This window comes from Polaromonas sp. (assembly GCF_049790275.1).
GTDB lineage: Bacteria > Pseudomonadota > Gammaproteobacteria > Burkholderiales > Burkholderiaceae_C > Polaromonas.
The window spans coordinates 1-21,821 of the sequence record NZ_JBAQYR010000046.1 but is presented as its reverse complement, the minus strand read 5'-3'; the positions used below and the strand labels follow the sequence as shown (position 1 = coordinate 21,821).

Genomic DNA, 21,821 nt, shown 5'->3' with positions numbered 1-21,821 from the left:
CATGAGTACAAGGTGCTCGATTACCTGATGCACCGCCCAGGCGCCGTGGTGTCGCGCACCGAACTCACCGAGCACATTTACGCCCAGGATTTCGAGCGCGACTCCAACACCATCGAGGTCTTCGTGGGCCGCCTGCGCCGCAAGCTTCCGCCCGAATTGATCGAAACGGTGCGCGGGCTGGGTTACCGGCTGGTGCCGCCGTCATGAGCCTCTGGCGCCGGGCCACGTCGCTGCGTTTTCGCCTGCTGGCCGCGACGCTGGCGGCACTGGCGCTGGCGCTGCTGCTCGCGGGCGTGTTGCTCAGCGGGCTGTTTCGCGACCACGTGATGCAGCAGTTCGAGGCGGCCCTGACGCAGCAGCTCGACCAGGTCACCGCACGGCTTGAATTCGATGCCGCCGGCCAGCCGCTGATCGACCCCCAGACCCTGTCCGACCCGCGCTGGCAAAAGCCCTATTCGGGACTGTACTGGCAGCTGGACCGCACTACCGTCGATGGCCTGTCCCGTGCGGGCGTGCTGCGCTCGCGCTCGCTGTGGGACACCAGCCTGCCGCTGCTTGCCGACGAACTGGCCGATGGCGCGGTGCATGTGCACCAGGGCAAGGGCCCGCTGGACGCCCCGCTGCTGATCCTGGAGCGCAAGGTAAGCATCGCCGAACAGCCGGATGCCCGCTGGCGTATCGTGGTCGCGGCCGACATGCAGGAAATCGCCGGGGCCGTGGACAGCTTCAACGGCGTGATGGCGGCTTCGCTGGTGGTGCTGCTGGTGTTGCTCGTACTGGCGGCGCTGGCGCAGGTGGCGGTGGGGCTGTCGCCCCTGCGCGCCATGCAGCGTGCGCTGGCCGATGTGCATGAAGGGCGGACGCAGCGCCTGCAGGGGCGTTTTCCCGCCGAAGTGCAGCCCCTGATCGATGATTTCAACGATGTGCTCGACCGCAATACCGAGGTGGTGACGCGCGCGCGCACACAGGCGGGCAACCTGGCGCATGCGCTCAAGACACCGCTGTCGGTGCTGGACCAGGCCGCGGCCGGGACCCTGGCGGCGCAGGGCAGCGAGCTGGCCCGACTGGTGAAGGAGCAGGTCGGGCTGTCGCGCCGCCACATCGACTGGCACCTGGCCCGCGCCCGTGTAGCCGCCACCCAGCGCCTGCCCGGCCAGCGCACTGAGGTCGGGCCGGTGCTGGCCGGTCTGGTGCGGGTCATGGAGCGGGTCCATGCCGAAAGAAGTATCGCCATTACCGTGCAAGCCGATGACGCGCCACTGTTTTTTGCCGGCGAGGAGCAGGACTTGCAGGAAATGCTGGGCAATCTGCTGGACAACGCCTGCAAATGGGCACGTTCGCGCGTGACGATTGCCGTCGAACCTCTGGCCGGCGCCCTGCCCCTTCAGTTGCAAGTTCATATCGAGGACGATGGGCCCGGAATTGACGCCGCACATCTTGCTTTGGTGGGCGCGCGGGGCGTGCGTCTGGACGAGTCGGTTCCCGGTACAGGGCTGGGCCTGGCCATTGTGCAGGACCTCGCCGGCTTGTATGGAGGTGAACTCACATTGCGGTCCGGCGGCGGCGGGCTGCGTGCCACCCTGCGCCTGCCTGCAACCACTGCGCAACAAGCTGCCGACAGCGTTTAGGGGACCTTCTTCAGGTGGTTCCTGCTTCGCGTCGCTTTTCCACCGCGCTGCCTCGCCTGCCGGCATACGGCAGCATGAACAGGTACAGACCGCTGAGCAGAAGAACAAAGAGCGGAGCCAGCGGCGAGTAGGTGACCCAGAATGGCGGCTCTGTCCATATCCGCACGACGAAGTTGGCGATGACGGTGAGCGTGAAGGCGATGGACACCCAGCGGTGGGACTGTCGAATCCAGTGGTTCCAGTTCATGGGGGTCTCCTCAGCGGCGCGCCTGGATCATCTTCCACCCGTTACCGGACGGATCACGAAAGCCGGCATCCACCGTGCCATAGCGGTCCACCGGCGCCTGCGTGAATTCCACCCCCAGGGCCAGCATCCGCGCGTGGGCAGCGCGGCAGTCGTCCACAGACAACACCAACGGCGGCATGGCGCCTTTGGCCACGATCGCGCGCACAGCCTGCGCTGTTGCCTCATCGAGCACCGGCGGCCCGGGTGTGAACAGGCCAAGCTGGAAAGAGGGCTGGTCCGGGTGTTGCACCGTGAGCCAGCGATAGTCGCCGTTGACCACATCTGTGTGGACACGGAAGCCAAGCTTTTCGACGTAAAACGCGAGGGCTTCGTTCTGGTCTCGCACATACAAACCAACTACTTCAACGCCTTGGATCATGGAACCTCCTGTTGTTCGGACTCGTTTGTACCTTTTGTTGCCAGGCGTCGCTTCTCCGAAACTGCTGTCTTGAGGTCGGGACGCTGCGCGGCGCTGACGATGCAGATTGGCACGCGGGCGAGGTCGTGCGTCGCCGCCCTGGTGCGCATCCGGATCGCGCTTGGGCTGTCACCGGTAATGTCGCGAAAGGTACGCCCGAAGGTGCCCAGGCTGGACCAGCCTGTATCAAAAGCAATGTCCGTGATGGACAGATCGGTTTCACGGAGCAGTGCCACGGCCCGCTCGATGCGGCGCGTGAGCAGGTACCGGTGCGGCGGGATGCCGAAGGCCTGCCTGAACGACCGCGCGAAGTGGGCTTCGGAGACGCCGCTCACCTGTGCCAGTCGCCCCACAGGCCATTCCTCCTGCGAAGCCGCGTCCATGCGGTCCTTCGCGCGCAGCAGACGGCGCAGCAGGTCGGGATCCTGGCTGGCAAGGTCTGCGCTCATGCCGCCTCCGCCTTCATGTCGGGAAGCTTTTGAAACGCCTGGCCTGCAGGTGCAGCATCGTTCATTTGAACGATTCAGATCTGGAAGTCGTAGTCCACGGTGATGGGCGCATGATCCGAAAAGCGTTGCTCCCTGTAGATGTGTTCGCTGCGTGCCAGTGCGGCAAACGCCGGCGTGGCCAGGTGGTAGTCCAGCCGCCAGCCGACGTTTTTGGCATAGGCCTGGCCGCGGTTGCTCCACCAGGTGTAGGCCTCGTCGGTGGTTGTAGGCTGCAGCTTGCGGTACACATCGACCATGCCGCCGCCCCGCACTGCTTTCACCGCAGGCTGGCCTGTGCCGCCGGTCATCTCTTCAAGGGCTTCTTCGGCCACTTCCGCATCGCGCAACAGTTCGGTCATCCAGGCGCGCTCCTCGGGCAGAAAGCCGCTGTTCTTTTTGTTGCCCTTGAAGTTTTTCAGGTCGATCTCCTGGTGCGCAATGTTGATGTCGCCGCACAACACGAAGTCGCGTGTTTCCTTGAGCTTGGCCAGGTAGGGGTAGAACTCTGCGAGAAAGCGGAATTTGGCGGCCTGCCGTTCCTCGCCGGAAGAGCCACTTGGAAAGTAGCAGCTGATGACGGACAGCCTGGGAATCTGCTTACGGCCGGGGCTGTCAAAGCGCAGCTCCACATATCGGCCTTCGGCGTCGAATTCGTGCGAGCCGTAGCCGGTGATCACGTCGCTGGGTTCATGGCGGGTGTAGATGGCGACGCCGGAGTAACCCTTTTTCTCGGCGAAGTGAAAGTGGCCCTTGAGTCCGGCGATTTCCTCGAAGCGGCCGGCCACATCGGCCGCCTGGGCCTTGAGTTCCTGCACACAAATACAATCCGGTTGGGTCTGGCCCACCCATTCCTGCAGTCCTTTGGTGGCGGCGGAGCGGATGCCATTGAGATTCAGGCTGGTCAATTTAAACAAGGACATCTCCAATGAGTACCCCAACGGTCACGCGAGGGCAAAAACAGAACAACAGCAGCCAAAGCGCTGAAAGTCATGACCTGGCGCAGGAATTCGTGCAGTTTGCCATCGAGTCGGGTGTGCTGCGTTTTGGCGAGTTCAAGACCAAGGCCGGGCGCCTGAGCCCCTACTTTTTCAATGCGGGGCTGTTCGACGACGGTGCCAAGCTGGGCCGGCTCGCGCAATTTTATGCGCGCGGCCTGCTGCTTGAAGAGAAAACAGGCGGCCTGCAGTTCGACATGATTTTCGGCCCCGCCTACAAGGGCATTCCGCTGGCGGCGGCGGTGGCCGTGGAGCTGGCGCGGCTGGGTCGCAACGTGCCTTTTGCCTATAACCGCAAGGAAGCCAAGGACCACGGCGAGGGCGGCACGCTGGTCGGCGCACCGGTCAAGGGGCGGGTGCTGATCGTCGACGACGTGATTTCTGCCGGCACCGCCACGCGTGAATCGATCGCGATCATTCGTGCCGCGGGTGCCATTCCGCATGCGGTTGCCATCGCGCTGGACCGCCAGGAAAAGGCCATGGAAAACGGCCAGGACGTGAACTACAGCGCCGTGCAATATGTTACCAATCAGTTGGGCCTGCACGTTTTTGCGATTGCCCGATTGACCGACTTGCTGCAGTATCTGGCTGAAGCCAATCGCGCGCCGCAGGCCGGCGATTCGCTGCAGGTTCATTACCAGCATGTGCTGACCTACCGGCAACGCTACGGCGTCGACTAAGGGTATTTTTGTTGTTATTGCAAATGCGTGTTCAGGGGATGGCGGGTGTGGCGTGGGTGGTCCTGGCGACCTGCCTGAGCGGTGCCATTCAAGCCCAGGGTATTTACAGCTGTGTCGATGGCAAAGGCCGCAAGATCACCGCCGACCGGCCGATTGCCGAATGTATCGATCGCCCGCAACGTGAAATCAATCCTTCAGGCACGGTCAAGCGCGTGGTGGGCCCTTCACTCACGGCACAGGAGCGCGCTGCCCTGGAGGAAAAGGACAAGCTGGCTGCAGAGGCCCGGGCCCGCGAGGCGGAAGAAAAACGCCGAGACCGCGCCCTGCTGCTGCGTTACCCGAGCCGGGCGGTGCATGACAAGGAGCGCACCGAGGCGCTGGAGCAGATTGAGGTGGTGATCAAGGCTGCCAGCAAGCGCACGGTCGAGTTGGCCCAGCAGCGCAAGGCCATCGACGCGGATCTGGAGTTTTACAAGTCCGATCCGGCCAAGGCACCGCCATCGCTCAAGCGCCGGCTCGAAGAAAACGACAGCAGCGTAGCTGTGCAGAAACGCTTTATCGCCGAGCAGGATGCGGAGAAAAAACGCGTCAACCTGCGCTTTGATGAAGAGCTGGCCAAACTCAACCAGCTCTGGACCATGGCCGGGGGCGTGCCCGATGCGGCACCCGCTGCCGCGGCTGTCCGGAAGTAGCGAATCTCCAAGCAGAAAGAGGTGTTTACCCTTGATGGGTGTGCGCCAACAGCTACTTTTTTGATAGCGACTTCTGCGCCCTCAGGATCAAGGGTTAACCCAGTTTTTGTTTCAGAAGTGCATTGACCTGGGCCGGGTTCGCCTTGCCTTTGGTGGCCTTCATGGCTTGGCCGACGAGGGCATTGAAGGCTTTGGCATTGCCGGCGCGGACTTCCTCGACGTTTTTGGCGTTGGCGGCCAGCACGTCGGCTATGATTTTTTCGAGTTCGCCGGTGTCGCTCATCTGTTTGAGACTCTTGGCTTCGATGATGGCATCGGCGTCCTGGCCTTCGCCGGTCCACAGGGCGTCAAACACCTGCCTGGCAGCGTTGTTGGAAATCGTGCCATCCGCAATGCGGCCAATCAGGCTGGCGAGTTGGGCTGCGTTGACGGTCGAGGCCTCGATGGATTTCTCCTCGCTGTTCAGGCGCCTGGACAATTCGCCCATCACCCAGTTACTGGCGAGCTTGGCTTGTTGGCTGGCAGCCGCTACAGCTTCGAAGTACGCGGCAACAGCCTTGCTTTGCGTCAGCTGGCCGACGTCGTATTCCGGCAACCCGTAGTCAGCCACGAACCGCGCAGCCATGACGCGCGGCAGCTCCGTCATCTCCGCGCGGGTCTTCTCCACCCACTCGCGCGAAATCACCAGCGGCGGCAAATCGGGGTCTGGGAAATAGCGGTAGTCCGCCGCGTCTTCCTTGGTACGCATGGAACGCGTTTCGCCGGTATCGGGGTCGAACAGCACGGTGGCCTGCTGGATCGCATGGCCGTCCTCGAGTTGTTCGATCTGCCAGCGCACTTCGTAGTCGATGGCCTGCTGCATGAACTTGAAGCTGTTCAGGTTCTTGATCTCGCGGCGTGTGCCGAGTTCGGCGCCGGGTTTGCGCACCGAGACGTTGGCGTCGCAGCGAAAGCTGCCTTCCTGCATGTTGCCGTCGCAGATGCCAATCCAGGTCACGATCTTGTGCAGCTCTTTCGCGTAAGCCACGGCTTCCGCCGACGAGCGCATGTCGGGCTCGGTGACGATCTCCAGCAGCGGTGTGCCGGCGCGGTTCAGATCGATGCCGGACATCGTTGCGAGATCATATTTGCTGTCTCCCGGACCAAATCCCGAGACTGCAAGACCTGGTATGGCTAGCCCCGGAAGGGAGTACATCCCCGAACCATGAATAGACTTACCTGCATCTTCTTCCAGGTGAGCGCGCACCAGGCGCACAGATTTTTTTTCATCGCCCAGGAAAAACTCCACCGTGCCGCCCTGCACCACCGGGATCTCGAACTGGCTGATCTGGTAGCCCTTGGGCAGGTCGGGGTAGAAATAATTCTTGCGCGCGAACACGCTGCTTTCGGCAATGTGCGCGCCCACGGCCAGGCCGAACTCGATGGCGCGTTGCACCGCGCCCTTGTTCATCACCGGCAGCGCGCCGGGCAGGGCAAAGTCCACGGCAGACGCCTGCGTGTTCGGTTCGGCGCCAAACGCGGTGGAGGCGCGGCTGAAAATTTTTGATTGGGTGGTCAGCTGCGTGTGGGTCTCGAAGCCGATGATGACTTCATAACCCTGCACCAGCGGCCCGGTGGGGCGGCCGGCCTGCATCTGGGCGAAGGAGTTCACGGGGGGTGGGGTCTGGCTCATTGTCAGGATCACTCAAATGCCTTTGGGCTGGCGCATGTGCCAGTCGGTGGCCAGCTGGAACTGGTGGGCCGCACCCAGCAGCTGCGCCTCTTTGAAGTAATTGCCGATCAGCTGCAGGCCGACGGGCATGTGGTGCTCGCCAAAACCGGCCGGCACACTCATGCCGGGCAGGCCAGCCAGGCTGGACGACAGGGTGTAGATGTCGGCCAGGTAGCTGGCCACCGGGTCATCCGACTTTTCGCCGATTTTCCAGGCGACGGTGGGCGACACCGGGCCGGCGATGATGTCGCATTGCGCAAAGGCGGTCTGGAAATCCTGCGCAATCAGCCGGCGGATTTTCTGCGCCTTCAGGTAATACGCGTCGTAATAGCCATGCGACAGCACGTAGGTGCCGATCATGATGCGGCGTGTCACTTCGTCGCCAAAACCTTCACTGCGCGACTTCTTGTACATGTCGGTGAGGTCGGTGTAATTCGCTGAGCGGTGGCCATAGCGCACACCGTCAAAGCGGCTCAGGTTGCTGCTGGCCTCGGCCGGGGCGATCACGTAATACACGGGAATGGACAGCTCGGTCAGCGGCAGGCTGACATCGACCAGCGTGGCGCCCAGCTTTTCGAACTCGGCCAGCGCACTGCGGACGGCCTGGAGCACATCGGCCGAGCAGCCGGCGCCGAAAAATTGCGCAGGCAGCCCGATCCTCAAGCCTTTCAGGGGCTCAGTCCCCGTCTTTTGTGCGTTGGCAGCTATCAAATCTGTAGCGTAGTCGGCGGCTGGCAGATCCAGCGAGGTGGAGTCGCGGTCCGGGTCCGGCCCGGCCATGGCCGAGAGCAGCAGTGCGCAGTCCAGCGCAGAACGTGCCATCGGGCCGGCCTGGTCCAGGCTGGAGGCAAAGGCCACCATGCCGTAACGTGAGCAGCGGCCGTAGGTCGGCTTGATGCCGGTGATGCCGGTCAGAGCTGCCGGCTGGCGAATCGAACCGCCGGTGTCGGTACCGGTTGCGGCTGGCACCAGCCGTGCGGCCACCGCCGCCGCGGAGCCGCCCGACGAGCCGCCGGGAATGCGGCTCGTGTCCCAGGGGTTCTGCACGGGTTTGTAGGCGCTGTTGTCATTGCCCGAACCCATGGCGAACTCGTCGCAATTGAGCTTGCCCAGGGTCACCATGCCAGCCCCGTGCGTCACACCGAGCTGGCTGACCACCGTGGCATCGAAGGGGCTGCGGTAATCGGCCAGCATTTTCGAGCCGGCCGTGGTCGGGAAGTCGCGCGTGACAAAAATATCCTTGTGCGCCAGCGGCACGCCGAGCAGCGGGCTGCGCTCACCGGCGGCCAGCCGGGCATCGGCGGCGCGCGCCTGCGCGAGCGAAACTTCGGCATCGATGGCCAGGAAGGCGCCCAAGCTGTCGTGCTGCCGGATGCGCGCGAGAAAGTGTTGCGTCACTTCAACGCTGGAGACTTCGCGGGCCGCAAGTCTGGCGGCCAGTTGGGCGACACTGTGGTCGTGCAGATTGTCAGGAAAACTCATTATTCAATGACCCGGGGAACAAGGAACAAGCCGCGCTCAACCGCGGGCGCGCTTTTCTGGCTTTCTTCCCGCTGGTTCGGCTCCGTCACGATGTCTTCGCGCAGGCGCAGGGCGATCTGTCCCAACACGGCGGCCGGATGAGCCAGCGGCTCGACGCCTTCGGTGTTGACCGCATCCATCTGCTCGACGAGGGCAAAAAAGCCGTTGAGCTGCTGGAGCGTGTGTTCGGTTTCGTCGGGGCGCAGCTCCAGCCTTGCCAGGTTGGCAACGCGGGCGATGTCTTGGGATGTCAATGCCATGGATGAAAGCGGGCTGAAACCGGGTGTAAAGGTGAAATAATGGGCAGGTCGCCGCCCGGTGATTTGCAGGGGATGCGTTATTATCCCGCCTTTGATGCGAAATCAGGGTTGGATGCACGCTTTAGGCGCTGGAATCAAGGTGTTACCCACTTCCTCGCCATCGGCGCTCTTTGATTAATCATAAAAGGTGGTAGAGCAACGAAGTTTGCTCCATGCCAAAAACCGGACTCCCTCACCATGTTTGAAACATTTCGTCGGTATTTTTCCACCGACCTGGCGATCGACCTCGGTACCGCCAACACCCTGATTTTTGTACGCGACCGCGGCATTGTGCTGGACGAACCCTCCGTCGTTGCCATTCGCCACGAAGGCGGTCCCCAAGGCAAAAAAACCATCCAGGCCGTTGGCCACGAAGCCAAGGCCATGCTCGGCAAGGTTCCCGGCAACATCGAGGCCATCCGTCCGATGAAAGACGGCGTGATCGCCGACTTCACCGTGACCGAGCAGATGCTCAAGCAATTCATCAAGATGGTGCATCCGCGGAGCTTCTTCAAGCCGAGCCCGCGCATCATCATCTGCGTGCCTTGCGGCTCCACCCAGGTCGAGCGCCGGGCGATCCGTGAGAGCGCCCTGGGCGCCGGCGCCAGCGACGTCTACCTGATTGAAGAGCCCATGGCCGCCGCCATCGGTGCCGGCCTGCCGGTATCGGAAGCCAGCGGTTCCATGGTGGTGGACATCGGCGGCGGCACCACCGAAGTGGGCGTCATCTCGCTGGGCGGCATGGTCTACAAGGGTAGCGTGCGCGTGGGTGGCGACCGTTTCGACGAGGCCATCATCAGCTACATCCGCCGCAACTACGGCATGCTGATCGGTGAGCCGACGGCCGAAGCCATCAAGAAAAACATCGGTTCCGCCTTCCCCGGCTCCGAAGTCAAGGAAATGGAAGTCAAGGGCCGCAACCTGTCCGAAGGCGTGCCGCGCAGCTTCACCATCTCCAGCAACGAGATTCTCGAAGCCCTGACCGACCCGCTCAACAACATCGTCAGCGCCGTGAAAACCGCGCTCGAGCACACGCCCCCTGAACTCGGTGCCGACATTGCTGACCGCGGCATGATGCTGACCGGCGGTGGCGCGCTGCTGCGCGACCTGGACCGGCTGCTGGCCGAAGAAACCGGCCTGCCGGTGCTGGTGGCCGAAGACCCGCTGACCTGTGTCGTGCGCGGCTGCGGCATCGCGCTGGAGCGCATGGACCGCCTGGGCTCCATCTTCACTTCTGAATAAGCCAGGGCGCCGGGTGCGCGTGACTGCCAGCACTGTTTTGCACAACAAGGCCCGGCCCCACGGCCCGTTTGACCGCCCACCATGCCTTTAGGAACCCTGGACCGCACACCGCCCCCCTTCTTCAAGCAGGGGCCGTCGGCGCTGTCCAAGCTGATGTTTTTCAGCGCGCTGGCCCTGTTTTTGATGGTGGCAGACCTGCGTTTCCGGATCACCCAGCCCATCCGGGCAGCCGTGGCCACCGCGCTTTACCCGGTTCAGTGGCTGGCGCTGCAGCCGGTCCGGGCGGTGCAGCATGGCAGCGGTTACTTCACGGCGCTCAGCCAGGCGCGGGCCGGTGAAGAAAGTGCCCGCCAAAAACTGGCCACCCAGTCGCTGCGTGCCAGCCAGGTGGAGCAACTCGCCCAGGAAAATTCGCGTCTGCGAAAACTGCTGGGCTTGCGCGAGCAGCCGGCCATCACGGGGGTGGCGGCGCAGGTGCTGTACGACGCGCCCGATCCCTACACGCGCAAGGTCATCATCGACAAGGGCATGGTCCAGGGCATTGCGTTGGGTTCGCCGGTCCTGGACGAGTCGGGGGTACTGGGCCAGGTCACCCGTGTCCATCCGCTGGCCAGCGAAGTGACACTGGTGATTGACCGTGAACTGGCCATCCCCGTGCTCAATATCCGCAGCGGCGAGCGGAGTGTTGCTTTCGGCGAGCCGTCGGCCTATGGCGGCGGGCTGGAGCTGCGCTTCATGGGCAGCAATTCGGATGTGCAGCAGGGCGACCTGCTGACGACCAGCGGTGTGGATGGCGTTTACCCGCCGGGCCTGCCGGTCGCCAGGGTTGACAGGATAGAGCGCCGCGCCGAATCGGCGTTCGCCAGGATTTATTGCACGCCGCAGGCCCAGGTCAACGCCGCCCTCCATGTCATGGTGGTCACGCCGGTGTCCGACGCGGCGATGCAAGTGCCACCGGCAGCGCCCACCGCGGCACCCGCCGGCAAAGGAGTCCGAAAATGATCATGCCCTCGGGCCAGCAACTGCTGTTGCCGGCCAACCCGCTTTTTATCTGGATCAGCCTGATCGTGGCGCTGCTGCTGGACATGCTGCCGCTGGGCCGGGTGCCCTGGATGCCGGATTTCCTGGCGCTGGTGCTGGTGTTCTGGAACGTGCACCAGCCGCAGCGCGTGGGCATCGGCCTGGCCTTCATGTTCGGTCTCGGCATGGATGTGCACCAGTCGGCCCTGCTCGGCCAGCATGCGCTGGCCTACACCGCCCTGAGCTTTTTCGCGACCATGATCCATCGCCGCCTGCTGTGGTTCACCGTGCCCTCACAGGCGCTGCAAATCCTGCCGCTGTTTGCCGTGGCACACAGCGTGGAAATCATCATCCGCATGATCAGCGGTGGCGTTTTCCCGGGCTGGATGCTGTTGCTGGCACCACTGGGAGAGTCACTGCTGTGGCCGGTGGTCAGCGTGATGCTGCTGGCGCCGCAGCGCCGGGCGCCCAATCCGGATGAGAACCGGCCGTTATGAAACCCCCACGGTCGCTCGCTTTGCGTAGCTCCCTGCCCCCCGCGGGGGCCGCTGCGCCTGCGGCCCGGCCAAGCCGGTTCCGCGGCCCCTGCTTGAAGGGTACAAGTGAATCGTGTTGCGGGCGCTTTGCTCCAGCGGTAGAGTCACACGGCCATGACTGAACTGCGCAACGTCGAAGCCGATCTTTACCGCTTCCGTGCGCGCGTGCTGGTGGCCGGTGCGATCATTCTGCTGGCTTTTGCACTGCTGGCTGCACGGCTGGTGTATTTGCAGGTGGTACGGCATGACGACCTCAATGCCCAGGCCGAGAGCAACCGCACTGCAGTGGTTCCCATCGTGCCCAATCGCGGGTTGATCCTGGACCGCAACGGCATCGTGCTGGCGACCAACTACTCGGCCTACACGCTGGAGATCACGCCCTCCAGGGTGGAGGACCTCGAGGCGACCATCGAGGCGCTGGGACGTCTGGTGGAGATTCATCCGCGAGACAAGCGCCGCTTCAAAAAATTGCGCGAAGAGTCCAGGAATTTCGAATCGCTGCCCATCCGCACACGGCTGACGGACGAAGAAGTCGCGCGTTTTGCGGCCCAGCGTTTCCGCTTTCCCGGTGTCGACATCAAGGCGCGGCTGTTTCGCAGCTACCCGAATGGCGAGCTGGCCAGTCATGTGGTGGGTTATATCGGGCGCATCAACAAGACCGAAAAAGAGCGTATCGAGGAAACCGACGAAGACGGCAATTACCGCGGCACCGACTACATCGGCAAGCTGGGCGTGGAGCAGAGTTTTGAAACGCAGCTGCACGGCAACACGGGTGTTGAACAGGTTGAGACCTCCGCCGGCGGCAGGGCCATTCGCAAGCTGGCGAGCAGCCCGGCCACCCCTGGCGACACCGTCATGCTGTCGATCGACATCAAGCTGCAAAAACTGGTGGAAGACCTGTTCGGGGAGCGGCGCGGCGCGCTGGTGGCGCTGGACCCCAACACCGGGGAAGTGCTGGCCTTTGTCAGCAAGCCCACCTTCGATCCCAACCTGTTCGTCGACGGCATCGACGGCGAAAGCTGGCAGGCGCTCAACGAGTCCATCGACAAGCCGCTGCTGAACCGGGCCCTGCGCGGCACCTACCCGCCCGGCTCCACCTACAAGCCTTTCATGGCGCTGGCTGCGCTGGAGTCCGGCAAGCGCCAGCCCGGCAGCATCACCAATGACACCGGTTCCTGGATGTTTGGCGGCCACCAGTTCCGTAGCCATGGAGCGGGACTCGGTCCGGTGGACATGCACCAGAGCATTGTCAAGTCGAGCAATGTCTACTATTACTCGCTGGCCAATGACCTTGGCGTGGACGCCATGCATGACTTCATGAAACCGCTCGGCTTCGGACAGATCACCGGCATCGATATCAACGGCGAAGTGCGCGGTGTGCTGCCCAGCCAGGAGTGGAAGCGCAAGACCTACAAGCGGGCCGACCAGCAGAAATGGTATCCCGGCGAAACGATTTCGCTGGGCATCGGCCAGGGCTATAACGCATTCACCATGCTGCAGCTCGCGCAGGCCACGGCCACGCTGGCGAACAATGGCATCCGGCGCAAGCCGCAGCTGGTGATCGCCACGCAAAACCCCATGTCGCGCGCCATCGAGCCCATTGCCCCCGAGCCGGCGCAGAACCTGGGCTACAAGCCGGAGAACGTGGCGGTGATCCGCAAAGCACTGGTCGGTGTGACGCAGGAAGGGACGTCGGCCCGCGTGTTCGCCGGGGCGGCCTACCTCAGCGGCGGCAAGACCGGCACTGCGCAAGCCGTGGGTGTGGGCCAGAAAGACAAGTACGACGCCCGCAAGCTCGAAGAGCACCAGCGCGATCACGCGCTGTACATGGCTTTTGCGCCCGCCGAAAATCCCAAAATTGCATTGGCGGTGGTGGTGGAGAACGCAGGGTTTGGCGCTGCCCATGCGGCGCCGATTGCCCGGCGCGTGTTTGACTACATGCTGCTCGGCCAGTACCCCAGCGAGGTGGACATGGTGGCGGTGCAAAAGGGACTGGCCGGTGCGCCGATTGGCAAACCGCGTCAGGCGGCCGACATGCCGGGGCTGACCGCAGGCGTGAACGGGATGGCGCCGCAGACAGGGGCTTCCGCGGCCGCCAGCGCCGCCAAGGCAGCTGCGATTGCCGAGGCCCTGAGCAAGCTCACGCCGGCGGTACCGCCCCTCGACGCTTACCCGGATTAAGTCGCAGGAACGGGATTTCCGCGGCTACTTCAAAAAAGCGTCGAAGCCGGTTTTCAGGATCAGCGCGCTGACCACGACGATAAACACCACACGCACAAAACCAGCGCCATGCCTGAGCGCCATGCGTGTGCCCAACAGACTGCCCACCACATTGGCCAGCGCCATGGTCAGCGCGAAGTGCCACCAGACATGGCCCTTGTAGGCGAAAAGTAGCAGTGCAGCCAGGTTGGTCGCCGTGTTGAGCAGCTTGGCAGAGGCCGAGGCCGTCAGGAAGTCGTATCCCAGCCAGCGCACGAACAGGAAGACAAAAAAACTGCCTGTGCCCGGACCAAAAAACCCGTCGTAAAAACCCAGCAGCACACCGATGGTGCAGGCCGCCCAGATTTCGGCACGGCCGGAAAACCGCGGGGCATGGGTACGGCCCAGCTCCTTGCGGGCCAGGGTGTAAAACAGCACAGCCAGAAGCACGAGGGGCAGGACTTTGCGCAGAAAGTCCGGGGAAATCACGGTGACCAGCCAGGCGCCTGCGAAAGACCCGGCGAAACCCGCCAGCGCGGCGGGCAGCAGTGCCGCCCAGCGAATGTCGACGCGCCTTGCATATTGCACCGTGGCCACCGCAGTGCCCCAGACAGAGGCACCCTTGTTCACGCCGAAGAGGGTGGCCGGATGTGTTGTCGGAAAGACGGCAAACAGGACCGGCACCAGAATCAGTCCGCCGCCTCCCACAATTGAATCCACAAAACCCGCCAGCAGGGAGGCGAACGACACAATCAGCAATTCCATCGGCAGATTGTCTCATCGCGTGTGCCGGCGGCCGGGACATGCACCACGCAGAGGCGGGCGGAAGGACAAAACGGGCAAAAAAAAGCGCCGGGTTTGCCGGCGCTTTATAAAAAACATCTCTCTGGATGTCAATTCTCTTGTCTCTTGTGCTTGTACGTGTTTGTCTCCTCGGCCCTCTGCGAGCAGCTCGGCTCGTATGCAGGTCGTTCACTGTAGTGTGCGCACCCACGTAGTGCATCGGGATTTTCCCTTGCCCTGATCCGATTTCCTCCCTGGCAGGCCGGCCCCTGCTTGGCACGACTTATGCCTGTTACGAATTGTGCGGTCGATGGGAACAGCAACAACAACAGGAATCACCATGCATTACAGGCGCTTCATCACTCCGGGTTGGGGACTTTGCATCCTATTGGCTGCCACCCTGGCCGGTGCGCAGGCTCCCGCACCTGCTGATCCGATGTCGGCGGTGCCTGTTGCCAGCGCACCTGCGCCCGTGGCGCCTGCTGCACCAGTGCTTGCCGTGCAGCCGCCTGCGGCAGTGCCTGCACCGGCAGTTGCCCCGGCACCGCTGACCCGGCCCGGCCTGGTGGCCGCCGCCACCCTCAATGGTGCTGACACGGCCTGGATGATGGCCTCGACGGCACTGGTTCTCCTGATGACCCTGCCGGGCATTGCCCTGTTCTATGGCGGCATGGTGCGCAAGAAAAACGTGCTCAACACCATGGCCTGTGTGGTGCTGATCTGCGCCGTCGTCAGCCTGCTGTGGTTTGCGGTGGGGTACTCGCTGGCCTTCACACCGGGCAGCGGCACATTGGGCCGCTACATCGGCGGTGGCGAACGCCTCTGGTTTGCCGGGCTGGATTACGTCAAGGATACGCAGCAGGTGGCGGTCAGCCACATTGCCCCGAACATTCCGGAGTCGGTGTATGCCATGTTCCAGCTGACTTTTGCGATCATCACGGCCGCGCTGGTGGTGGGGTCCTTTGTGGAGCGCATGCGGTTTTCCGCCGTGTTGTGCTTTATCAGCCTGTGGACCGTGATGGTTTATGCGCCGATTGCGCATTGGGTCTGGGAGCCCGGCGGTTGGCTGGCCCAGTTGGGGGCGCTTGATTTTGCGGGTGGTTCGGTCGTCCATATCAATGCCGGTGTGGCCGGGCTGGTGTGCGCCTACGTGCTCGGGCCGCGCCGGGGTTACGGCCGCGAGGCTTTCACTCCCTTCAATCTGGGGCTGACCATGGCCGGTGCCGGCATGCTCTGGGTCGGCTGGTTCGGCTTCAACGCCGGCTCGGCGGTTGCCTCCGACGGCCGGGCCGGCCTGGCGATGGCAGTCACGCACATCGCCGCAGCGGCCGGAGCCTTGTCGTGGATGGCGGCCGAGTGGATGGTTCGTGGGCGTCCCACCTTGCTGGGCCTGTGCTCCGGGCTGGTGGCCGGGTTGGTGGCCATCACACCGGCCGCCGGTTTTGTCTCGCCCCGCGCGGCGCTGGCCATCGGACTGATCGCCGGTGTGGCTTGCTACTGGGGGGCGACCGGGCTCAAACGCCTGCTCAATGCCGACGACTCTCTCGATGTGTTCGGCGTGCATGGCGTGGGCGGCATCGTCGGTTCGCTGCTGACCGGGGTGTTTGCCAGCAAAACCATCTCCGGCGTGGAGGGCAGCGTACTGACCCAGGCCATCGGTGTCGGCGCCGTGCTGTGCTACAGCCTGGTCATGACGGCCTTTGCACTGTGGATCACTTCCCTGTTTGTCAGCCTGCGGGTCAGCGACAGCGCCGAATCCGACGGCCTGGACATTGCCCAGCATGCCGAGCGCATCGGTACCTGATGGAGGGCCCTGCCATGCCTACCAGCGAAAAAATCGCCATCGCCGCCCACCTGCATGTGCTGCTGCGCAGAAAGACCGGGCGTGTGACGGACACCGAGTGGATGGCAACCAATGCGGAATACGCCGCCGAAATTGTCCGCTTCTCGCGCGAGAAAGCAGCAGAAGACGGCCACATCGACCTCAGCGTCTGGGCCGACAAGCTTGAAGAAATCATGGCGGCGCCTGATGCCAGACAGCGGGTGCCGCTGGTCAGGATGATGGCCGACGCGGTCAAGGATCTCGGCGCGGCGCCGCCTGCGCCCGTGCCTGACCGGCACAGCAGTGCCCGCTCGGTCGATACCGAGGAGGAGGTCTACCCGGAATCGGGTTTTATCGAATCCACGTTTGGCAACCTGTTTGGCGACAGCGAAAAACACCGTGAGCGCAAGCCCCGGGACCCGGATGCGCCGCGTTATGTGAAGGGGCTGCGTTAGCGGCTTGCCATCTGCCGCACTTCGTCATGAAGACCTTGGTATACAACCGCCATCGTCCGTTAATTCAAATGACTGCCTTCACCGTTGCCGGCTTGCAACGAGCGTAAATTTGCCGGGGCGTTGGCAAAAAACAGCCGCTAGCATGAATCTTTTGATCTGCATAAAGGTTGCCTATGAAGCGTCTCTGGATCACTCTTGTCCTGGGGATATGCATGGTCTGGGCCGGCGCGGTCTGGGCCCAGACGCAGGGCCAGCAACTGGTGCTTGGCATCAGCGAGGGCACCTCTGGCGGGCTCGACCATGCACAGGTGATCGCGAAATACCAGGGGCTGGCCGAAGTGATAGGGCGTGCCATCAAAAGCAAGGTGAGTGTGGTGTTCGCGCGCGAGTTCAAGCAACTCGAAGAAGGCATGCAGACCGGCCGCTTCGATTTTGTGATGGCCAGGCCCAGCGACTATCCGGCCCGCGGAATGCGCGACTATGGCTACAGCTACATTGCCAGTACCAAGCCCGACGGACAGTGCTTCATCATTGTGCCAAAGGGTTCGGCGCTGAAGTCCGTCGCCGAGCTCAAGGGCAAGCGCATTGCATTGCCCGAGCAGGTGGCCTACATGTCGCGCTTTTGCAGCGCAGAATTGAGGGACCGGGGGATTCAGCTGGACAAGGAAAGCGTGCAGTATGTGCGTGAGCAGGCCGCGGTGGGGTTTTACCTCGACAACAAATTTGCCGATGTGGGCGGTGTGGCCTCTTATTCCGGCATTGCAAAAAAATGGGAAAAGGACGGCAACCGCATCCTTCACAAAAGCGTGGCGCAGCCCTACTTCCCTATGGTCGCCCACAAACGGATTCGACCGGAACAGCTCAAGGCCATCCAGGCAGAATTGATGACCCTGCCCGACAGCGAGTCCGGCCAGGAGGTGCTTAAGCGCATCGGCATCCAGCAGTTCGATACGGGCTCGGAAACCCGCATGCGCGACTTGCTCAAGTGGCTCAATATCTGAGCAACCCTAGCGCGAATCCTCTGCCAGCGTGAAATAAAAACTTGCACCTGCGCCGGGCGTCGAGGTCGCCCAGATACGTCCGCCATGGCGCATGACAATCCTGCGCGCCGTAGCCAGGCCGATGCCGGCACCGGCAAACTCGCCGGGCGCGTGCAGGCGCTGGAAGGCTGTGAACAGCTTGTCGACATAGGTCATGTCGAACCCGTCGCCGTTGTCCCTGACGAAAAAAACCACGCCACTGTCCTGGCCCGGCTCGGTGCCCACCGTGATCTCGGCATGCGCCTGCCCGGATGTGAATTTCCATGCATTGCCCAGCAGGATGTTCAGCAAATGCAGGAGCAGCCCGGCATCGGCGCGCGCGGCAGGCATCGCCTGGACGCGGGTGGTGACGCTGCGCCCGGGGTCTTGCTGCTGCAGTGTTTTCAGCACCATGCCGGCCATGGCCCCCAGGTCCACCTGCTCGCGGTAAAGCTGCATGCGCGACAGCTGCGCCAGGGCCAGCAGGCTGTCCGTCCGCTCGTTCATCTGGTTGACGCCGGCGCGGATGCGCTGCAGGTAGTGTTTGCCGCGTTCGTTGACAGCTGCGGCAATTTCCCTTTCGAGCAGGCGTGTCATGCCGTTGATGGCGATATAGGGCTGCCGCAGGTCATGGGCCAGCGCATGGGAGAAAGCCTGCAGCTCCTGGTTGGCGGCGGTGAGTTCGGCGGTGCGTTTTTCCACACGGGATTCCAGCTCGGCGTTGAGCTGCATGATTTGCCGCTCGGCGAGCTTTCGCTCGGTGATGTCACGCAGGACCACACTGACCTGCACCGCGCCGTTGCTGCTGACGTGCCGCGACGAAGACACCTCCACCGGAAAGCGCGTGCCGTCGCCGCGCATGCACCTGAGTTCGCCGCGGCCGCCGGTTTGCCTGAGCATGGCCGCAACGCGCGAATCGGCCGAGTCCACCAGGCCGTCGATGCCGGCCGCCCTGATTTGCTGCTCGCTCATCCGGAGCATGGCGCAGGCTGCGGGGTTGGCCGATACCACCGTGCCGTCGGCCAGGCCCTGGATGAAGCCGTCCAGGCTGCTTTCGAAGACCAGGCGGAACCGCTCCTCGCTGATGCGCAAGGTGTCTTCGGCGGCCAGCAGGTTCCGGTAGCGGCGCGCCCGGCTTTGCGCCGCCGAGACCAGCGCGGCCGGCGTCACCGGTTTGATGATGAAGTCATCGCCGCCCTGGCCGAGTGCCTGGGCCTGTTTGTCCAGGCTGGTTTCGGCGGACAGAAAAACAATCGGGATCCGGACGAATTCAGGCTGCTGGCGTATCAGGGTCGCCAGTTCGATTCCGTTGCATTGCGGCATGTAGAGGTCGCAGGTGATCAGGTCGGGCTGAAATTCAAGCAGCGCGGCCATCACCCGGTGGGGCTCGGTGATGATGCGCGTTTCCATGCCCGCCGACTGCAACACGCCGGCATAAAAAATGGCCAGTTCTTCGTCATCTTCCACCAGCAGCACCCGGTAGGGGCGCGTTGGCTCCGCGGAGGTGAGCTGCTCCAGCAGGGCAGCCATGGCGCACACATCCAGCGGCTGCGGAAAATAACCTGCGGCCCCGGCACGCACGGCCTGCAGCCGGGTCTGGAAGTCCGTTTCCCCGGCCATGAAAATCAGCCGGTTCCTTCCGTCCCCATCAGGACTGGATGCGGCCATCGTGTGAAGGGCCAGCAGGGGGTCCGCCGAAAACGCGATGTTGGCAAGAATGGCCGCTGGTGCAGTCTGTGCGGCCGCAAGGTGCGCCGCTGCAGGGTGCTCGAAAATCAGGCTTTGGTAGCCGGAGTGGTTCAGTTGCTCGGCCAGCTGGAGGGCCGCCGGCTGATCCGGCTCGATGATGTGAAGCAGTCGCGCCGGCCTGGCCGGCCGGCTCGCTACGCCCCCCTCGGCGTCGGCATCGGGCGGGGACGCCTCAGCTTCGGTAGCGGCCAGGCCAGCGACCAGTGCGGCGTTGAGTTGCTGCAGCCCGGCGTCCAACGCAGCGCGGGCCGTTTTGTCAGGAAAACCCGGTGCGCCGGCGTGTTGGGAGAGCATTTTTTCAATGCCCGCGGCCGCCTCGCTGACCAGGGAAAAACCGAAGGTACCGCCGGAGCCTGCCAGCTGGTGGGCCTGCGCCAGCGCTGAAAGTGTGGCCTCTTGCCCGCTGGGGCCACCCGTGCCGCCGAGTTGCTGCAGCGCCGATTCCAGCGCGCCGATCTTTTTCGGCAACGCCGCCGCGTACTGCGCGCGCTGGGTCTGCAAGTAAAGGGCGAGGCTGGTGGACGGCATCAGGGCAGGTGTGGACTTGGCTGGCCCATTATCAGCCTGCCGCCGCCGGTCCCGGTTCGGCCAGCCGTTTGCGCACCGTATCATGGCTCCAGCCGCACCATCCTGTGCCGGCGCTTATCAGCGAGTTGAAACCATCCATGGCACTTCCGGGCGGCACCGGCGCGAAACAGACGGGCGAAACCAGGGCAGGCCTGAAGTGGGGTCCCCTGGCCATCCTGCTTTTCTGGCTGGTGATCATGGGCTTGTTGTATGTCGTGATGAACCAGGTGCTGAAGCCTCCTGCCCTGACGGTGACGATCACTGGTGAACTGGTGATTCCGCGTGCCCGGGATGGCCACTTTTATGCCCGGGGAGCGATCCAGGGCCAGCCCGTCACCTTCCTCGTGGACACCGGTGCATCACTGGTGGTGGTCAGCCAGGCGTTTGCGCGTGCCGCCGGCATGGCGCAGGGCGAAGCCACCACCTTCAGGACTGCCAACGGCGAGTTGAAGGGCCGCATTGTTCCGGGCGTGACGGTGTCCGTTGGCCCGGCCAGCGTCTCGGGCACCCGGGTGGGGGTGGGCCTGGTGGGGCCAGACCCCGACGTGGCCTTGCTGGGGCAGAGCTTCCTGTCGAAATTTGAAATTGTGCTGTCCGGGGACAACATGATTCTCCGAAGTAAATAGTTTTCGTTTTGAGATGAATGCGCGTGTACCGGTAAGACGCAGGTTTTCCATCAGGAAATAGGGTGAAAACTGCGGGGTAATAAGTTACCGCTACCCCGGTAATTGATGACTGACGCGCCGGAGGGTGGCGCCTACGATGACTTCCTGCCCGGCTTTTCCGGCTGGCTGCAGGAGAACATCATGCTGCGAGTCATCGCCACCCTTTTTGCCAGTGTATTTTTCGGCGTTTGCATGCCGGCAGGCGCTGCCGACATTTCCGCCTACCAGCGCGGCGTGCTGATCCAGGGCCCCATCCAGAAAGGCGACTACGCCAGGCTGGTCCAGTTTGTGCGGCACCCCGACAACTACGGTCGCTTTGCGCGAACGGTGTACCTTGATTCCCCGGGTGGCGATGTGGCGGAGGCCATCAAGATCGCCAACCTGATGGAGAAAAGTTATGCGGCCACCCACGTCACCACAGGCGCGCGCTGCTACAGCGCCTGTTTTATTTTGTGGATGAGCGGCGTGGCCCGCCATGTCTCGAGTGGCGCGACCCTGGGGGTGCACAGGATCCTTGTGAAGCATGGCGAGGAAAACGTTGACCCGCAGTCGGCGTATTTCACCCGGATCGCGCGCAGTGTTGAAAACTACATGGCAGGGCTGGGCACACCGCGAGCCATCCTGGACAAGATGAACGCAACGGCACCGGCAGACCTGTTTGTCATCAGTCCGCGCTGGCTGGCCGAGCAGCGGCTGCTGACAACCCTGTCCTATCGCCTGGGTTTCATGGATGCGGCACAGGCCCGGTGTGGACCCGAGCCGGTCGCGGCCGGTATGAAAACCGGAGCAACGTCGGGCGAGGACGAGTTCGACCGCTGGGTTCAGCAGATCAGAAGCTGGACGACTTGCGCCGACGAACTGCGTGCCAGCAACCAGAAAGGTGATGGTATGACCATTGCCGCGCTGATTGCTGAATGAGTAACGCCCCCACGGTCGCTCACTGCGTGTAGCTCCCTGCCCCCCGAGGGGGCCGCGGCGCCTGCGGGCCGGCAAAGCCGGACCCGCGGCCCCGGCTTGAATAAGAGCCTCTGCTGTCTTTGTGAATT

22 protein-coding genes are annotated in these 21,821 nt (G+C 63.3%); 13 read left to right on the top strand and 9 right to left on the bottom strand.

The features are described 5' to 3' along the window. On the top strand, nt 1-207 hold a 207-nt coding region (locus tag WA904_RS06040; RefSeq protein ID WP_425196222.1), incomplete at its 5' end, for a winged helix-turn-helix domain-containing protein. Continuing rightward, nucleotides 204-1,628 (top strand): sensor histidine kinase, encoded by a 1,425-nt coding sequence (locus WA904_RS06035; protein ID WP_425196221.1) that lies wholly within the window; start codon nt 204-206, stop codon nt 1,626-1,628. The genes WA904_RS06040 and WA904_RS06035, both read left to right, overlap by 4 nt. A 10-nt stretch (nt 1,629-1,638) precedes the next feature. Here the strand turns inward: WA904_RS06035 and WA904_RS06030 are convergent, their stop codons facing one another. From WA904_RS06030 to WA904_RS06015, 4 genes are all read right to left on the bottom strand, one after another. Further along, nucleotides 1,639-1,875: a hypothetical protein gene (locus WA904_RS06030; protein ID WP_425196220.1), complete on the bottom strand. Its 237-nt coding sequence runs from the start codon at nt 1,873-1,875 to the stop codon at nt 1,639-1,641. A 10-nt stretch (nt 1,876-1,885) separates the two neighbouring features. Next, nucleotides 1,886-2,293 carry a VOC family protein gene (locus WA904_RS06025; protein WP_425196219.1) on the bottom strand — a complete coding sequence of 136 codons (408 nt, stop codon included), beginning with the start codon at nt 2,291-2,293 and terminating at the stop codon, nt 1,886-1,888. Continuing rightward, nucleotides 2,290-2,781, bottom strand: a complete 492-nt coding sequence (locus tag WA904_RS06020) for a helix-turn-helix transcriptional regulator (RefSeq protein WP_425196218.1) — start codon at nt 2,779-2,781, stop codon at nt 2,290-2,292. Before WA904_RS06020 ends, WA904_RS06025 begins: the two co-directional genes overlap by 4 nt. 74 nt (nt 2,782-2,855) lie before the next feature. After that, nucleotides 2,856-3,734 (bottom strand): exodeoxyribonuclease III, encoded by an 879-nt coding sequence (locus tag WA904_RS06015; protein ID WP_425196217.1) that lies wholly within the window; start codon nt 3,732-3,734, stop codon nt 2,856-2,858. 11 nt (nt 3,735-3,745) lie between these two features. Here WA904_RS06015 and pyrE point away from each other — a divergent pair, with 11 nt between their 5' ends. Continuing rightward, nucleotides 3,746-4,495, top strand: a complete 750-nt coding sequence (gene pyrE / locus WA904_RS06010; protein WP_425196216.1) for an orotate phosphoribosyltransferase — start codon at nt 3,746-3,748, stop codon at nt 4,493-4,495. Between the two features lie 38 nt (nt 4,496-4,533). Then, entirely contained in the window at nt 4,534-5,187 is a 654-nt protein-coding gene (locus tag WA904_RS06005; protein ID WP_425196224.1) for a DUF4124 domain-containing protein, read from the top strand. Between the two features lie 94 nt (nt 5,188-5,281). Here WA904_RS06005 and gatB read toward each other — a convergent pair whose 3' ends face one another. The 3 genes from gatB to gatC are packed head-to-tail and all read right to left on the bottom strand — an operon-like array spanning nt 5,282 to nt 8,679. Next, the gene (gatB, locus tag WA904_RS06000; RefSeq protein WP_425196223.1) at nt 5,282-6,820 is read right to left on the bottom strand and encodes an Asp-tRNA(Asn)/Glu-tRNA(Gln) amidotransferase subunit GatB; all 1,539 of its coding nucleotides are present in this window, start codon (nt 6,818-6,820) and stop codon (nt 5,282-5,284) included. 51 nt (nt 6,821-6,871) lie between these two features. After that, on the bottom strand, nt 6,872-8,380 hold the full coding sequence (gene gatA / locus WA904_RS05995; RefSeq protein ID WP_425196215.1) for an Asp-tRNA(Asn)/Glu-tRNA(Gln) amidotransferase subunit GatA: 1,509 nt from the start codon (nt 8,378-8,380) through the stop codon (nt 6,872-6,874). Beyond that, nucleotides 8,380-8,679: an Asp-tRNA(Asn)/Glu-tRNA(Gln) amidotransferase subunit GatC gene (gene gatC / locus WA904_RS05990; RefSeq protein WP_425196214.1), complete on the bottom strand. Its 300-nt coding sequence runs from the start codon at nt 8,677-8,679 to the stop codon at nt 8,380-8,382. Before gatC ends, gatA begins: the two co-directional genes overlap by 1 nt. A gap of 237 nt (nt 8,680-8,916) precedes the next feature. Here gatC and WA904_RS05985 point away from each other — a divergent pair, with 237 nt between their 5' ends. From WA904_RS05985 to mrdA, 4 genes are all read left to right on the top strand, one after another. Continuing rightward, entirely contained in the window at nt 8,917-9,960 is a 1,044-nt protein-coding gene (locus WA904_RS05985) for a rod shape-determining protein (RefSeq protein ID WP_077592290.1), read from the top strand. A gap of 81 nt (nt 9,961-10,041) precedes the next feature. Then, on the top strand, nt 10,042-10,962 hold the full coding sequence (gene mreC, locus WA904_RS05980; RefSeq protein ID WP_425196213.1) for a rod shape-determining protein MreC: 921 nt from the start codon (nt 10,042-10,044) through the stop codon (nt 10,960-10,962). Then, nucleotides 10,959-11,477 (top strand): rod shape-determining protein MreD, encoded by a 519-nt coding sequence (gene mreD / locus WA904_RS05975; RefSeq protein WP_425196212.1) that lies wholly within the window; start codon nt 10,959-10,961, stop codon nt 11,475-11,477. Before mreC ends, mreD begins: the two co-directional genes overlap by 4 nt. A 153-nt stretch (nt 11,478-11,630) precedes the next feature. Further along, nucleotides 11,631-13,697 (top strand): penicillin-binding protein 2, encoded by a 2,067-nt coding sequence (gene mrdA / locus WA904_RS05970; protein ID WP_425196211.1) that lies wholly within the window; start codon nt 11,631-11,633, stop codon nt 13,695-13,697. A gap of 24 nt (nt 13,698-13,721) precedes the next feature. Here the strand turns inward: mrdA and WA904_RS05965 are convergent, their stop codons facing one another. Then, nucleotides 13,722-14,480, bottom strand: coding sequence for a TSUP family transporter (locus tag WA904_RS05965; protein WP_425196210.1), 759 nt, complete (start codon nt 14,478-14,480; stop codon nt 13,722-13,724). A 358-nt stretch (nt 14,481-14,838) separates the two neighbouring features. Between WA904_RS05965 and WA904_RS05960 the strand changes: the two genes are divergently transcribed. From WA904_RS05960 to WA904_RS05950, 3 genes are all read left to right on the top strand, one after another. Continuing rightward, complete coding sequence (locus WA904_RS05960) at nt 14,839-16,302, top strand: ammonium transporter (protein WP_425196209.1); 1,464 nt, start codon at nt 14,839-14,841, stop codon at nt 16,300-16,302. Between the two features lie 14 nt (nt 16,303-16,316). After that, nucleotides 16,317-16,775: a hypothetical protein gene (locus WA904_RS05955; RefSeq protein WP_425196225.1), complete on the top strand. Its 459-nt coding sequence runs from the start codon at nt 16,317-16,319 to the stop codon at nt 16,773-16,775. Nucleotides 16,776-16,948: 173 nt separating this feature from the next. Next, complete coding sequence (locus WA904_RS05950) at nt 16,949-17,776, top strand: phosphate/phosphite/phosphonate ABC transporter substrate-binding protein (protein WP_425196208.1); 828 nt, start codon at nt 16,949-16,951, stop codon at nt 17,774-17,776. Between the two features lie 6 nt (nt 17,777-17,782). Here the strand turns inward: WA904_RS05950 and WA904_RS05945 are convergent, their stop codons facing one another. Further along, nucleotides 17,783-20,071: a sensor histidine kinase gene (locus WA904_RS05945; protein WP_425196207.1), complete on the bottom strand. Its 2,289-nt coding sequence runs from the start codon at nt 20,069-20,071 to the stop codon at nt 17,783-17,785. Nucleotides 20,072-20,208: 137 nt separating this feature from the next. On the opposite strand from WA904_RS05945, the gene WA904_RS05940 reads away from it, so the two are divergent. Both WA904_RS05940 and WA904_RS05935 read left to right on the top strand, forming a co-directional pair. Beyond that, the gene (locus WA904_RS05940) at nt 20,209-20,736 is read left to right on the top strand and encodes a retropepsin-like aspartic protease family protein (protein WP_425196206.1); all 528 of its coding nucleotides are present in this window, start codon (nt 20,209-20,211) and stop codon (nt 20,734-20,736) included. A 105-nt stretch (nt 20,737-20,841) separates the two neighbouring features. Then, entirely contained in the window at nt 20,842-21,693 is an 852-nt protein-coding gene (locus WA904_RS05935; protein ID WP_425196205.1) for a hypothetical protein, read from the top strand. Nucleotides 21,694-21,821 lie beyond the last annotated feature (128 nt).

Excerpts from the sequence above, each read along its gene's own strand:
- WA904_RS06035 (WP_425196221.1), top strand. The coding sequence starts at position 204 with ATGAGCCTCTGGCGCCGGGCCACGTCGCTGCGTTTTCGCCTGCTGGCC.
- WA904_RS06030 (WP_425196220.1), bottom strand. The coding sequence starts at position 1,875 with ATGAACTGGAACCACTGGATTCGACAGTCCCACCGCTGGGTGTCCATC.
- WA904_RS06025 (WP_425196219.1), bottom strand. The coding sequence starts at position 2,293 with ATGATCCAAGGCGTTGAAGTAGTTGGTTTGTATGTGCGAGACCAGAAC.
- WA904_RS06020 (WP_425196218.1), bottom strand. The coding sequence starts at position 2,781 with ATGAGCGCAGACCTTGCCAGCCAGGATCCCGACCTGCTGCGCCGTCTG.
- pyrE (WP_425196216.1), top strand. The coding sequence starts at position 3,746 with ATGAGTACCCCAACGGTCACGCGAGGGCAAAAACAGAACAACAGCAGC.
- WA904_RS06005 (WP_425196224.1), top strand. The coding sequence starts at position 4,534 with ATGGCGGGTGTGGCGTGGGTGGTCCTGGCGACCTGCCTGAGCGGTGCC.
- gatB (WP_425196223.1), bottom strand. The coding sequence starts at position 6,820 with ATGCAGGCCGGCCGCCCCACCGGGCCGCTGGTGCAGGGTTATGAAGTC.
- gatA (WP_425196215.1), bottom strand. The coding sequence starts at position 8,380 with ATGAGTTTTCCTGACAATCTGCACGACCACAGTGTCGCCCAACTGGCC.
- gatC (WP_425196214.1), bottom strand. The coding sequence starts at position 8,679 with ATGGCATTGACATCCCAAGACATCGCCCGCGTTGCCAACCTGGCAAGG.
- WA904_RS05985 (WP_077592290.1), top strand. The coding sequence starts at position 8,917 with ATGTTTGAAACATTTCGTCGGTATTTTTCCACCGACCTGGCGATCGAC.
- mreC (WP_425196213.1), top strand. The coding sequence starts at position 10,042 with ATGCCTTTAGGAACCCTGGACCGCACACCGCCCCCCTTCTTCAAGCAG.
- mreD (WP_425196212.1), top strand. The coding sequence starts at position 10,959 with ATGATCATGCCCTCGGGCCAGCAACTGCTGTTGCCGGCCAACCCGCTT.
- mrdA (WP_425196211.1), top strand. The coding sequence starts at position 11,631 with ATGACTGAACTGCGCAACGTCGAAGCCGATCTTTACCGCTTCCGTGCG.
- WA904_RS05965 (WP_425196210.1), bottom strand. The coding sequence starts at position 14,480 with ATGGAATTGCTGATTGTGTCGTTCGCCTCCCTGCTGGCGGGTTTTGTG.
- WA904_RS05960 (WP_425196209.1), top strand. The coding sequence starts at position 14,839 with ATGCATTACAGGCGCTTCATCACTCCGGGTTGGGGACTTTGCATCCTA.
- WA904_RS05955 (WP_425196225.1), top strand. The coding sequence starts at position 16,317 with ATGCCTACCAGCGAAAAAATCGCCATCGCCGCCCACCTGCATGTGCTG.
- WA904_RS05950 (WP_425196208.1), top strand. The coding sequence starts at position 16,949 with ATGAAGCGTCTCTGGATCACTCTTGTCCTGGGGATATGCATGGTCTGG.
- WA904_RS05945 (WP_425196207.1), bottom strand. The coding sequence starts at position 20,071 with ATGCCGTCCACCAGCCTCGCCCTTTACTTGCAGACCCAGCGCGCGCAG.
- WA904_RS05940 (WP_425196206.1), top strand. The coding sequence starts at position 20,209 with ATGGCACTTCCGGGCGGCACCGGCGCGAAACAGACGGGCGAAACCAGG.
- WA904_RS05935 (WP_425196205.1), top strand. The coding sequence starts at position 20,842 with ATGACTGACGCGCCGGAGGGTGGCGCCTACGATGACTTCCTGCCCGGC.